Origin of the sequence: Succinimonas amylolytica DSM 2873 (genome assembly GCF_000378405.1) — a bacterium.
In the GTDB taxonomy this organism is placed as follows: Bacteria; Pseudomonadota; Gammaproteobacteria; order Enterobacterales; family Succinivibrionaceae; genus Succinimonas; species Succinimonas amylolytica.
The window spans coordinates 26,520-40,259 of the sequence record NZ_KB899643.1 but is presented as its reverse complement, the minus strand read 5'-3'; the positions used below and the strand labels follow the sequence as shown (position 1 = coordinate 40,259).

Annotated in this window: 12 protein-coding genes and 1 pseudogene; 1 reads left to right on the top strand and 12 read right to left on the bottom strand. The window is 33.4% G+C overall.

Annotated features, from left to right (window positions below):
* Nucleotides 1-267, bottom strand: a 267-nt coding sequence (locus F557_RS20740) for a helix-turn-helix domain-containing protein (RefSeq protein ID WP_245539431.1), incomplete at its 3' end; no start/stop codon positions are given.
* Between the two features lie 89 nt (nt 268-356).
* Between F557_RS20740 and F557_RS23430 the strand changes: the two are divergent.
* Nucleotides 357-548 (top strand): annotated as a pseudogene (locus tag F557_RS23430) (integrase core domain-containing protein); the annotation flags it as partial.
* Between the two features lie 705 nt (nt 549-1,253).
* On the opposite strand, the gene F557_RS0117695 reads toward F557_RS23430, so the two are convergent.
* The 11 genes from F557_RS0117695 to F557_RS23745 all read right to left on the bottom strand — a co-directional run bounded on the left by F557_RS0117695 (nt 1,254) and on the right by F557_RS23745 (nt 13,584).
* Nucleotides 1,254-3,545, bottom strand: a complete 2,292-nt coding sequence (locus F557_RS0117695) for a CDP-glycerol glycerophosphotransferase family protein (RefSeq protein WP_019003541.1) — start codon at nt 3,543-3,545, stop codon at nt 1,254-1,256.
* A gap of 57 nt (nt 3,546-3,602) precedes the next feature.
* On the bottom strand, nt 3,603-4,874 hold the full coding sequence (locus F557_RS0117690) for a CDP-glycerol glycerophosphotransferase family protein (RefSeq protein WP_084761701.1): 1,272 nt from the start codon (nt 4,872-4,874) through the stop codon (nt 3,603-3,605).
* A 108-nt stretch (nt 4,875-4,982) separates the two neighbouring features.
* Nucleotides 4,983-5,180, bottom strand: coding sequence for an IS3 family transposase (locus F557_RS23750; RefSeq protein WP_084761700.1), 198 nt, complete (start codon nt 5,178-5,180; stop codon nt 4,983-4,985).
* Nucleotides 5,181-5,352: 172 nt separating this feature from the next.
* The gene (locus tag F557_RS22500) at nt 5,353-5,661 is read right to left on the bottom strand and encodes a hypothetical protein (RefSeq protein ID WP_157617961.1); all 309 of its coding nucleotides are present in this window, start codon (nt 5,659-5,661) and stop codon (nt 5,353-5,355) included.
* A 940-nt stretch (nt 5,662-6,601) separates the two neighbouring features.
* Entirely contained in the window at nt 6,602-7,969 is a 1,368-nt protein-coding gene (locus tag F557_RS0117675; protein WP_019003537.1) for a WaaS/CpsH family glycosyltransferase, read from the bottom strand.
* Nucleotides 7,970-7,986: 17 nt separating this feature from the next.
* On the bottom strand, nt 7,987-9,003 hold the full coding sequence (gene rfbB, locus F557_RS0117670) for a dTDP-glucose 4,6-dehydratase (RefSeq protein WP_019003536.1): 1,017 nt from the start codon (nt 9,001-9,003) through the stop codon (nt 7,987-7,989).
* Entirely contained in the window at nt 8,985-9,830 is an 846-nt protein-coding gene (rfbD, locus tag F557_RS0117665) for a dTDP-4-dehydrorhamnose reductase (protein ID WP_019003535.1), read from the bottom strand. The genes rfbB and rfbD overlap by 19 nt, the downstream gene beginning before the upstream one ends.
* 71 nt (nt 9,831-9,901) lie before the next feature.
* Nucleotides 9,902-10,186, bottom strand: coding sequence for a dTDP-4-dehydrorhamnose 3,5-epimerase family protein (locus tag F557_RS23600; protein WP_342664079.1), 285 nt, complete (start codon nt 10,184-10,186; stop codon nt 9,902-9,904).
* Nucleotides 10,187-11,218: 1,032 nt separating this feature from the next.
* Nucleotides 11,219-12,277, bottom strand: a complete 1,059-nt coding sequence (locus F557_RS0117660; protein WP_019003534.1) for an NAD-dependent epimerase/dehydratase family protein — start codon at nt 12,275-12,277, stop codon at nt 11,219-11,221.
* Nucleotides 12,278-12,328: 51 nt separating this feature from the next.
* Nucleotides 12,329-13,045 carry an IspD/TarI family cytidylyltransferase gene (locus F557_RS0117655; RefSeq protein WP_019003533.1) on the bottom strand — a complete coding sequence of 239 codons (717 nt, stop codon included), beginning with the start codon at nt 13,043-13,045 and terminating at the stop codon, nt 12,329-12,331.
* A gap of 344 nt (nt 13,046-13,389) precedes the next feature.
* Nucleotides 13,390-13,584 (bottom strand): ISAzo13-like element transposase-related protein, encoded by a 195-nt coding sequence (locus F557_RS23745; protein ID WP_425425359.1) that lies wholly within the window; start codon nt 13,582-13,584, stop codon nt 13,390-13,392.
* Nucleotides 13,585-13,740 lie beyond the last annotated feature (156 nt).

The following is a 13,740-nucleotide window of genomic DNA, read 5'->3' as shown; positions in this document are numbered from 1 at the left end:
GAGAAACAGCTCTTTAATTGTTTCTCTGTTGATCTTCAGATAGTTATTAAAACTGTCCTGCACACGTACCTTTGGTTTTTGAATACCATTCATGTATTTACGAACAGATTGCCTTGAAATTCCCAATTTTCTGGCTATATCCCTGATAGACTTTCCTTGTTTAGAAAGTTCATGGATCTGATTTTGAAATATTGAATCAAACATTCTGGAATACCCATTTTCTTTTATACGATATTCCGATATTTTATGTTTTTTAGATCTTTTCATGACCACTCCATTATCTATTTGTTTCATAATTTATAGGTGGTCAACTTTTATTCGTTTAGGTGGTCAACTTTTGCGATCGTTTAACACGCCAATCAATGTCGCGTCGTGGGAATTGTTGGGATAATGCTCCACAGGAGAGTTTTCATGGGCACATGAAGGATCATATAGGGGACAACATAAAGGGCTGTAAGGAGTTTTCTGAGGTCAAAGAAATTGTCGATAACTACATGGGTTACTACAATAACAGCCGTTATCAATGGGAACTTGCAAAGCTCTCACCTAACGAATTCTACCAGTTCTATACCACAGGAATATATCCATTGGATATTTCTAATAAGCCAGTCCCTCCTAAGCCGGTAAAGACAGCCTCGGAACTGGGAACAGAACAAGTAGAAACAGACATCAGCAACGTAACTCAGACATGAGGATTCCCTAATTAGGGAGTGATATAGATTCCCTCGGTACTCTCAGCATGCTACTTTCGCTAATGGGTAACTGAGGACAAGTACGGGGGTATCCCGTAGTAAATACAGAGAGTACCTATCTCATAATTTAAAGGTATGTCCAATAGAATGGGCACTTAATTTATGCCATGTCTAATGAATGGGGTAACTTGAATTTTAGTTGTCCGAAATTATGGATAACTAAAATTTTAAATGTCCTTGACAAAGGGTACAGTTCAGAAAACTCACTGACAAAATAACAATGCGGTACGTGTTCCAGATATTCAGCACCGTTCTCACTGTCATTCTGGAAAATAGGGAAAGGCTGTTCTTTCACATTAGCGATCAGGCCTGCCAAATACTGGAATTACTGGGGAACAAATACCAGAAAACCTATGGTGGATAATTTTTAAAAAATTATCATTTTTGAGGCAATAGGAAATTAACCAGCTTCAACTGCGAAATGTAAGATATAAACCATAAATCTGAAAAGTTACCGTTTTTCTGGAAATTAACATTAATTTATGGGCGGTTCCTTGGTATTTACGCACCACACAAATATGTATTTTTAATATATTGAATTACCTTATTACCAACATTTCCATCACAGCTCCCAACACTTTCATCCATATACTTTAGATACTGCATAGAAGTTACATTTTTGATACTTAAAAAATACCCCTCAATTATTTTACTAGGATCTGGGACACCAACAAATGGAACAGGTATATCATCTGGATACGAAATTTCAAACCCATTTTTTCCCTTCATGTAGTCATTCACATCGATAGCATAAAGAAATATGGGTTTTTTAATTGCTAAAGCATAATACAATCCAGATGAGTAATCTGTAAGAAATGAATCACAAGCACAAACAAGTTCCGAAAAATTAAAAAAATCATCAACAATAAAATGACCGTTATTCGAATTCTTTACTCCTGATGTATCAATTCCTCTATCAGCCAAAATACTTGAAAATACATGATGCCTTTTTGTAATAAGATATAAATTCGATTTTTCTAACTCTTCAGCAAAAAAATCAATATCCATACCAAAATTGTAATATGATAAACCATCAAAATCACTTAATCTAAAAGTCGGCGCAAAGAAAATCAATCCAGCATTCAGCGGAATATTGTATTTCTGACGAATTTTTAAACGATTTGATGTTCGATACTCCTCATCAAACAAGTAATCAGTTTGAACACTACCCAAACCAATAGAATCTGATGCATAAAAATGCTCTTTATACAGCGGAGCGCATGTAACGGAAGAACAAACAATGTTTCCAACAGTAAATTTATCAGGTTTTACTACTGTCTTCTTCAACCATCCCAAGCCATGCCACAAAGTTAAATGCCGGTCTCCACCGGATAACATATTTCTATTTAAACTACCAGAACTAATAGTTAATTTTGCAGCCTTAGAATGCATCTTAATGATTAAATTATTAAAATCATAATAATCAAAATTAGAACGTTTAAGCAAATAATCAATAGTAAACTCTTCTTTTGCGAGTTGATAGAACTTAGAGTCTTTGATATCGCTCATTCCAAAATTCTCAACTATAAACAGATCTATATTTGAGCTTGATTTATCAATGAACATATCTACAAAATCATTTAATAGTTTTGAAATAGCTGTTTGCTTTAGAATAAGTCCAAAATCAAAAACTTGATTAAAACGCTCTTTCCAATCCTCCATTTTTATATGATTAAGTTCACATTGATAAATAATATACGCAGAGACTGCAATTAAGGTAGCTTTTTTTACATAATTTAATTTAAAATTAATATATATATCCTTTATCGATAATAATAATTTATCTAAACACACGTTTACTTTTGACAATTCATATTGATTTTCACTCAATTCAAAAATAATCTCTCTACCAATAACTGCAATATCCGTAACAGTGATATCTATTGGATCCCTGTGAGAAAACAATGAAGACATATCAGAGACAACAATACTATCGGATGGCAATAGTGAAAATAACTTTAAGGGAAACCAAGCGTCATTTTCATTTTTCATTGACGTAAGTAATGGCAACATTTTCTGAGTATTGACAATCACACCTGATATATACGACAGATCCCACAAACTCAGTAATAATTTTTCGTTGAATTTTGATATGATACGAGAATGAATACTACCGTTGTTAAATTCTTGTACAATATCAAACATCTCATCAAAAAATGTATTATTTTCAAAATACCAAGAACTCAACACTGAAATTGGTAAAAAAAACAATTTTTGGTCTTGAGAATTAATCAATGACAATGAATTATTTTCAAAAGAGCGAGGATTTAGAATGTCGTACGCAGTAAAAATTTCTACAAATTCTGTTTTAAGTAATTTAAATGCGGATATCAATAGAGTTACCAAATGTACAGAGCGTTTGGCTTGAATCACTGAAACATTCGACCATTGTTCAATTGATTTAATTTCACTCAAAAAATTATCATCGTATGTACTTTTATAATTAATGACAAGAACTATAGGCAATCCAGATTTAGCATATTTTTTCAGAGCTGAAAAAATATTTATTGATCTGTAACGCCCGTAACAAAATACCACAATACCAAATCGTTTGACATCTTCTTCAGAGCAACATAAATTAAAAATTCTTTTTAAAACGTTATTAGACGATGAAAATACATACTCATCAGACGAATCATTTTCTGTTGATGCAGAATCTGTAAAATTCATGTACTTAACTATTGTGCTAATGGCTTTTACCTCTGCTTTCTTCTTTGCTTCTGCATCCGCTTTATTCTTCACTTCTTCCTTTGATTTGTTCTTAACATCAAAACTGGAAAATAAGTTAAACATTAATTCCTCCCACAATATTATTAAGTAATAATCATATAGAGCGACTTGAATATCACCTTATGACACTACGAATGATTTAATAAATTTAACCAATCTAGATGTAGAATTTCCATCACATGCTGACATATAATTTTTAAAAATATTTGTAGAATCTGTAAATGTATTTCCTTTTATAGCCTTTACTAGTGCTTCAGTATCATAAAAAACATTATTCTCCCCCGCTAATTCATCAGGTCTAATATATAGACCTCGCTCATATTCCTCATAAATCTTAAAATCTGGAACATACAAAATGATAGGCTTTCCTGTTATACAAAAATCAAAAAGGATCGATGAATAATCAGTTATTAATATATCGGCAACCGAAATCATAAGCGAATTGGGGAATTCCGTATCGCTTATCCAACCCTGAGGTTCGTATCCATCTTGGACTGTTGGGTGTTTTCTTAAAATAAGAAAGAATTCATTTCCTAATTCACGAGCCATTAACTCAAAATCTAATAAATAATTATGATATTTACCAATAACTTGATGAGTTTTACAACATTGATAATTATATTGTAGTTGATTTGTTTTATCGGTGCAACAACGTCTCATATCAACATAACTTCTAAAAGTTGGGGTAAAAACTAAAATTTTCTTCCCTCTAGCACTCGGATATCTTTCATAAAAATTCGTTCTATCACTTATAACATCACGTTTATAAATAATATCAGTTCTAGGAATTCCATAGGGAATAATTTTACTCTTCGATATCCGAAAAATTGATGAATATTTATCAGTAAGCTTTTCATCTGATATTACAAAATAATCTATATTTCTATGAATTCTTCTTACTCGTATCTCTTCCTTTTCCTTACTATACCCATGTCGATATGCATCGAATCCAACTTTTTTATACAACCCCCCTCCGTGCCATGCTTGTATGCATTTTGTATTTTTTCCGATCTTTAGCACACTTAAAACCCTATTAGTCTGATCTAGAACCACCACCTTTGAACAAGCTAAATAATAACACACCTTTAGAAGATTTGTATCATTATATATATGAAAAATTTTTATACGATTATAATGATACCATAATTTTATTTCAGATGAGCTATTGATAGTATAATAACAATCATTTTCATTAAGCTCTTCAATTTGACATAATGATTTTTTTAAAAAAAATTCTATAATAGCTAAATTTTCATATCTTTTTGATGATGGTGCGTATATCATACACACATGATGTTGAGGAAGTATAAAATATAATAGCCTGTATATCATTATTTTTAAACATGTATTAAATATTTTAAAAACTTTCCCAAAAAAGGTTTTATATTTCATAACAAAATTTATTGAATAATCGTTGTTTTTAACATCAAATTTTATTTATATACACAACAAATACCACATTAGTCAATGTGATTACTATGATGCACCACACCATAATTGCTAAAGATTGTACTGAAGAATTGTACTATTTCCATGGAGGAGGCGGACAATATCCGGGACAGTTATCGCTAACTCTGGTTTAAGTCTGTATTTAACAAGACTCAATCCGCCTAATGTATTTTTGATTCTAACGTTGTTATACCATTGAATATATCTATCCAAGTACATCTTTAACTCATCAAGTGAAAGATCTCCCAAGGGAATGGTTATAAAAGCACTCTGTTTTCATTATTCCATAGAATCCTTCACAAGCAGAATTATCAGGACTACAGCCCTTTCTTGACATTGATCGTACAAGACCTCCATTTTTTGTAATTTGTATCCATCCGGGCTATCTGTAATGCATCCCCTGTCGCTATGAATAACCGGCTTAATTCCTGAAGATTTCAGCCTTTTGATGGCTTTCAGATAATGTATCGTTAGCAAGAGCTGCTGTAGGCTTATTTCCAATTTTATAAACTTTGATTTCACCGTTGTTATAGCAGTCCCTGATTACTGACAGGTATAGTTTACCTTTACTTGTAACAAATTCTGAAATATCTGTAAGCTTTTTTTTGTTTGGAGATGAAGCTGATAAGTTACGATTCACGATATTCTCAAAAGCAGGAGATAGTTCCCCAAGGTATGAAGAATAACGCTTCTTTTTGCATCTAACTACTTCTATTCCATCTTCCTTCATAAGCCTTCGAACGACTTTTTCAGAAATATAGTGCCCCGCTTTTCTTTAATTCTGTATGAAGTCTTCTGTAGCCACTCATAGTTATTGCTAAAAATATTTTTTAGCAAGCCCCTAACATCCTTGTACTTATCCTCTCTTTTTGATTTACTTTTTCAATGTAGTAATAACTAACTTTTTGACATCGATAAATGCCTAAGCAGTGATAGGATTGAGTACTTCTTCAAGGCACTGATAATGAGGAACTTCTCTTTATTCGACAAAGCTTCGATATCAGTATCAGTGCCTTGGCCTTTTTTTAATATTTCAAAGACCTCTGTCATTACATCAACTTTCATCTGTAGTTCTTGTACCTGTTTTTAGAAGCTTTACAATTTTCATCAGAACTTACAGAACCGGCAGATGATCTTACCTTGTTACTCCTTAAATCGTCTGCTTTTTGTTTATCAATAGATTCAGTCTTTTTGATTTGCTTTTTCTTATGTTACAATCCAAATACTCCATAACTAAGATATCTCTTTTTCCATGAATAAATATAGTACGTGAAATACCCTCATTTATTGCAACATCGCGAATATTATCCGTTCCTTCAAAACTTCGTTTTTAGAATCTCAAACTTACGTTCAGCAGAGTAACCCTCATGATTTATTTAGCAATGGAGATGATTTATTGAACATCTCAGTAAACTAGTTTTAGTTTAATAGCTCTTCAACTATCTTACATTCACAGTACATCTGTTATCGCATCGCATATCATAATTTGAATCTATGTCCCCTTAAATAGTAGCATCATGTAAAATGCAGAGTTAAATCTGTAAACAAATATCAATAATAAATATTAAAAATATTGTTTACAAAGAATATAAAAATCTTATAATTAGCATAGGGATTTTTATTTGTTAATAATAATCACATATATACAAGCTTAATTTTAATTAACGAGTTTAACATGAAACAATTATCTGTACTCCTTGAATATACAATAGCTGATCATTCTGTGATAATTCGTTTGTAATGCCACAAACCTCACTGTCAGATGCCCAACTAGTCCATCCTATATTTGAGATATAAACTCTATACTTTAACTTACTTGTATCAGAGTGAATCTTGATGGCTGTTATAGGCAATGACTCTCCAGTTTTACCACAAATTTCATCTGATACGATTGATGACTGCCATCCGTATTTTTTTTGATGAACACTGACTTTGGCATCTATATTAATTAAGGCAATAGATTCTAGTTTATGATCATATATTTTACCCTCTCCCATTTCTTGGTACTTCCATCCTATATTTGAATAGTGAAGAGCCAATAAGGAATAATCATTACCATAATTAAAATTAGAATTAAACAATTGATAATCTAGCGCAACATGTCTTAAAAAAGACAAAGGAGTAAAATTAGAATGCTCCATAGAATACTCATCTATATGATTAGATTTTATCCACTCAATAGGAATCTCATTTATTTTGGAAAAACTCTTTTGATTATTAGAATTGGTGAATGGAATACAATTAATAATCATTGCATCCGTTAGTAGCTTTTTTCTATATAATATTGATTCAAAGTAGGCTAGAGAAGGATCTGTTGCTCGTCTACCACAAAGTGATAATATGCAATTACAATTTGCAACATACGTCTTTATCATATCCTCATATGGGATATATGATATATATCTCAAATTTTTATAATCCACATCATCAGCATTCGGATCTCTTAGAACTAAAAATAAATACGATATGTTTTTAGATTCGAAATAGTCAGCCAACTGTTTAAGCTTTTTCACACGTCCTTTTCGACGACCAATAAAAAACACATCATATTTTGGATTCTCTGTATTATAGTCAACATCCCTAAAATACATAATGGGCGTTTGATGATATGTAAAATTATATTTCACATGATCATGCCACGAAAATGAATAAATTTTATCAAAAATATTCATTTTATTTATTAGACTCAAAGGCAAAGTATTCCCTATAAGAAATGCCAAACGTTCAAAAGAATCTAACAAATAACAAGACAATGAGCATCTTCCTAACTTACGCAAATAGTCCAAAGATTTTGGTAAATTTTTTACAAACGATGTTGGAAGAGAGAAGATTATATGATTAATCTTATTAGGATTTATAAATTTCTTTAACTCAGATATCTGGTCATCAACAGATAAATCAAAAAAAGACTGATAAGATACATTAACACCTAGCTCTTTCATATGAATTAAATCATACCAACAACTAGATCTTACAGATTCATTTCCTATTGGCCCCAAAATCAAAATAAAATTATTAGATTTAAATAAATCTTCCATACACACTATCCTATAAATCAATTATGATTTAAATACCAATGGACTGTTTTGATAATCCCTGTATTAAAATTTTCATCAGGTTTCCATCCTAACTCATTTACAATTTTGTCAGGATTAATTGCATACCTAAGGTCATGACCTGCTCTGTCTTCTACAAAAGAGAGGAGTTCCTCATACTTTTTTCCGCTTACTCTTGGTTTATATTGATCTAACAGAGAACAAATGGTCTTAACAATCGTAATGTTGTTTCTTTCGTTATGACCTCCGATATTGTAAGTTTCTCCAGATTTACCATTGTGATATATCAAATCAATAGCTTTACAGTGATCCAACACATATAACCAGTCACGAACGTTAAGCCCCTGACCATAAACTGGTAGTGGCTTTTCGGCTAACGCCATTTCAATTATATGAGGTATGAGTTTTTCATTATGCTGTTTAGGCCCGTAGTTATTGGAGCAATTGGATGTTGTTACATTCATACCATAAGTATGATGATATGCTCTGACTATAAAATCAGACCCGGCCTTACTTGCGGAATATGGACTGTTAGGAGCGTAAGGGGTATCCTCAGAAAAATAACCTTCACTACCTAAAGTTCCGAACACCTCGTCAGTTGAGATATGGTGGAATCTCGCATCCTCATATCCTAGTTTAACTTTATTAGGTTCATCCATCCAATGACGACGAGCAACATCAATTAAATTGAATGTACCTACAATATTCGTGTTGATGAATGCCTTTGGTCCCTTGATTGAATTGTCTACATGACTTTCAGCTGCAAAATGGATAACTCCTTTAATGTCGTATTTGTCGAAAAGCTCATTAACAAGCTTTTCATCACAAATATCACCATGAACGAACATATAGTTGTTCATGTTTTCACATTCTTTTAGATTGTCCAAATTTCCTGCGTAAGTTAACTTATCAAGATTTATCACAAAATATTCGTTCTTATACTTTTCACAGAAATAAGGGACAAAATTAGAACCAATAAAACCTGCACCACCAGTAACTAGAATTGCTTTAGACATTTTTTTAAACTCTCCATCCAATAAGGTACTTCCACCCCAAAAGTTTTTTTAATTAATGATTTATCCAGTACACTGTAACTAGGTCTGTGTGCTTTGGTCGGGTACTGTTCAGACGATACAGGATTCACTGAACACTCAATGTTTTCATTAGTTATAATTGCGTGTGCAAAATCATACCAAGAACAAACACCTTCATTTGTGTAATGGTAAATTCCCTTAACAGTAGGATTCAATTGAGGAATGATCTTTACTATTGCTTTAGCCAAATCACCTGCAAAAGTAGGAGAGCCAATCTGATCGTTAACGACATTAAGCACATCCCGCTCTTTTCCCAATCTAATCATTGTTTTGACAAAGTTGTTGCCCTGAGATGAATATAGCCATGCTGTTCTTATGATAATAGCTGTATCTGAATTTGACATGACAGCTTTTTCTCCTGCCAGTTTTGTTCTTCCGTACGCTGACAATGGATTGGTATTATCTGTTGTTTTATATGGAACACAACCATTTCCATCAAAAACATAGTCAGTAGATACATGAATGAGTTTACATTTAGTTTTTGCAAGATTTTCTGGTCCAATGGCATTTACCTTATACGCAAAATCCTCTTCGTCCTCAGCTTTGTCTACAGCTGTATATGCGGCACAGTTGACGATAATTTCAATACCATGACTTTTTACATAACTCAATACGGCTGAAAGGTCAGTAATATCCAATACATCAACATCAACAAAAACTGCTTTTGACAGTATTTTCTTCAACTCAGTTGCTAATTGTCCATTACCTCCAGTCACCAAAACTGAGGCTTCGTTAATAACGTTATTCATTTGGAATATCCTTAAATCTGTTTACCAAACGATCTTTTTCTGAGGTTAATAATTTAATCTTCAGGAATCATTCAACTAATGCCATCATCAGAGTCGTTATATGCAATTCCAAATCCGGATTCCTTACAGCAAAAATTGTCAACTTTATAAGCTACTATCGCATTTTCACTTAATACTGAAAAGCCATAAAGACAATGATGGAAAATAAACAGCAGTCTTTGATTTTCATCAGAAAAATCAACAGACACGAGTTGACCAAAAACAGGGGAATCTTTTCGTATATTGGCTACAACATCTAGAACCTTCCCCTTTAATACTCTAACAAAATTGCTTTGGAATGTTCTCCTAACTGACAATAAAGTCCCCTGAATACACCTTATGTTGATTTTGACTGATTATCTTGAACAAAACCGATTAATAATTCCATTTGCTTGAATTTTTCTTTCGTTATAACTCTCAAAAAAGCAACCTCTTAAATCAAGAAATATTTTATGCTCAATGATATCAATCCCATCCAACTTGTTTTTTTGAAATTCATGTTCAATTCAACATAATTTTAACAAACTGTTATGAACAAACAATTAACCTTGCTTGAAAAAATATACTTTTTAAGTAATCTGATATCAATAGCAAGCGAGTAAACAACACAACTTACTTATAACTGAGTATTACGTCTTACAACCTTATTTTATGCTTGTCATAATTTAAAGTCATTCCTGTAAGAAGTATTTCCTTACGTCAAGAATGTCCCTATTTTCCAAAACATCCTTAATTAAGTCCGGCATGTCTGAATAGAAATTTCTGATAATCATTCATTGAAAACTGATACCTTTTACAGGTCTCCTAGATAGAAGAAAATACAGCAAGAGCCTTTGCCCCTTTAAGCATGGCAATACCGTAGGAGTAGAATATCTTAATACGGCAAAATACCTGATACTTCTTTCAGCTTTTGAATTATCAAGAGGAACACCAACATCCTCCATAATTCTTTCGAATTTTGGCAATGGAGATTGTTAGCGTAGTTTGTAGCTTTGATAAATTTCGCCGAATATTCAAACCGAACATCTTCTGTTAGTTCGAATCTCTTTGTGTATTTATGGACTATCTGTTCGATTTAACCCAAGATTTTTCTGGACTCTTCACCATTTCGCAGTACTGTTTTTCTTCAACAGTTATACGTTACTTGTCAAGGGTGAAATATGAGTGGTAATAACTCTCAGGAACACTGCTTGTAATAAGCAGTTCCACCTTATATTACCACATCGCAATTTCAACTTGTTTCAATTGTTACTACCATTATCATAAAGTTTTACCATTAATACTATCAAAAACCACTGTAATTTTAAAATAATTATTCAAGGTCTACTACAATAATTTTAAAACAGTTATTAACGAAGATAATCAATTAATTTTTTATAAATGTCTTTAAGAGAAGTCCTAGATGTATTATTTAGAGTCAGGTACTTAGCATTATCCAACTGAATCTTCTGTTCCTTCGGGTAACACTTTGATTTTTCCGGATCGAGGTCGAACTTTACTGAGATTTCATTATTTGCAAGACCACAACACATCTGCGCCATTTCATAGATGGTGCAGTAAGAATCCTGATTTGACAAATTGTAGGCTTCACCGTTCTTCCCTAGTAGCAGAATACTTATGATACCTCTTACCGCATCCGCAGTATGTAGATAGTCGCGCTTTGTGCCCCCCTTTGTGAGGAGCGTAATGTCCGTTTTGTTAATTACCGCTTTGGCAAATTGGGCAAATACACGATTATCTTCCTTTGATACGCCAGGACCAAATGTTAGGGTTGGCCTAACAATTTTTACAGGAACACTGTACTCAGAGCAATATGAGATACATAACGTTTCAGCCAGCCTCTTACTCTGAGGATAACTGCTTCTTAAATTCATCCAGTTAAGCAGGCCGAAATCTTCCTCCTTCACAGTTTCATGAGATATCTCGCCATAGACTTCCATTGAGGAAATGTATACCATGGAATCTATGTTGGTTTCACAAGCGTACTTTAAAAAATTCTTGGTACTTTCAACCGTAGTGAGGATTGTTTCAACCGGTTTTTCGATGAAGTCCCTACTTCCCGTGGCGCTGGCAGCATGAATTATGAAGTCATACTTTCTTGATAAGCTGAATTCTTTACTGAGATCACCGACTTCATATATAAGATTATCGTGCTCTGTCTTAAGATTACCGAGAACAGCGTCTGCCTTATCCACATTTCTGATAAAAGCACCAACAGTAATGTTTCTGTCATTTACATCAGCAAAATAAAGCAGTGTCTTAACAAGTAGCGAACCTATCAAACCGGTTGCTCCGGTAATAAGAACAGACTTATTATTAAATTCATCCCAAGGAATAACCTTATCTGTTACAACATTCTTTAAATCTTCAACAACAAACTGATTTTCCTTTGACCACGAATCCTTCATCTAAAACACCTTAGTTTATTACTGTCTCTATCCGTTATTTGGAGCCTAAAACTATCCCAATTTATTCCTGTTACTATCGTAACACTGGAACAGATACAGATCTGTAGGGGTAGTTATCTTAATATTGAAGTGAGAACATGGAACAAAAAAAAGCTTGTGCCCGTAGTGTTCCAGCATTGAGGCTGAATCTATAGCAGTTGTGTAATTCTCTTTTATAGCCATCCTATGACATTCCATTATTTCTGCATAATGAAATGACTGAGGAGCTCTGCCAATATAGCACTGATTTCTGTTAAGAATCTGACTGATGTGATGATCTCCTTTCTTAGGATCTATCAGGCAAACAGTTTCTGTTGCGCTTGATACAGAAATAGCATTTCCATATTCATTTACTGACCTGATATTGTTGGAAATAAGTTCAGCATCAATGATAGGTCTTACACCGTCATGAAGCAGGACGACATCTTCAGGATGTGCAATGTCCTCCAACGCACAGAGTCCTCTGTAAATGGATTCCTGCCCAGTAGCGCCGCCCTTAACTACTTTTCTGACCTTACGTTGGTCATACTGAGCAATGAGTTTCAGCATATGGGGAATCCAAGGCTCAACGCAAACAACAATTATCCCATTAATGTCAGGATGATTCTGGAAATGAGTAATGGTATGAGTGATAATCGGCTTCCCGTTAACTTCAATAAACTGTTTCGGTAAGTCAGGAGATTTCATTCTTGAACCAACGCCACCTGCAAAAACTATGGCATAATTCATCCTCGTTCTCCTTGTGAAATTTTCATGATAATATCTCGCCTCTATTACGTAAGGTCGGATTATAGCAAAATATTCCGCATTTGACTCTAGTTTCCCTATGGCAAACACTTCAAATTTGCCCTAGGCAACAAGTCCCAAAAACTTGCTATGTAGCCTAGAAGGCTTCGCATCTTTTCTTTAGGATATTAAGACTAAGCTTTTCATTCTCTCTTTATTCCGTAGCCAATAACGGTAATTCTCCAGACATGCCAAAGCATGATTCAATGAACTAAGACTAGAAATCCTAGAAATTTAATTCTTGCAATTTATTTTACTATAAGTTTTATTACATAGTGACATTCTTCTTACGATATGTTCATTTCGTTAAGATCTTCATCAGATACTTTTACACCCTTTGGATTTTCATTATGATCAACAACACATTTTGATTTCAATCCTGAGAAATCGTGTGGAGTAGTATACGTAGAATAAATGAGATTTACAATTTTTTCTATTGTTTCCAAAGGTTTACCTTTCCAGTTCTTACTTAATAAAAGCAAACATCCTATGTTCTATTTATTATGAAAGAAAGCTCCCCGGCGGACAAACTAAAGCGACGGCCCTTAAGCCGCATTCGGAACGCTGCATGCCCTGGAATGGAGTGGCGGCCCAGATCTCTTCGGTAAGATCCGTTCCGGCCCCCGTTAAGTTGGCTG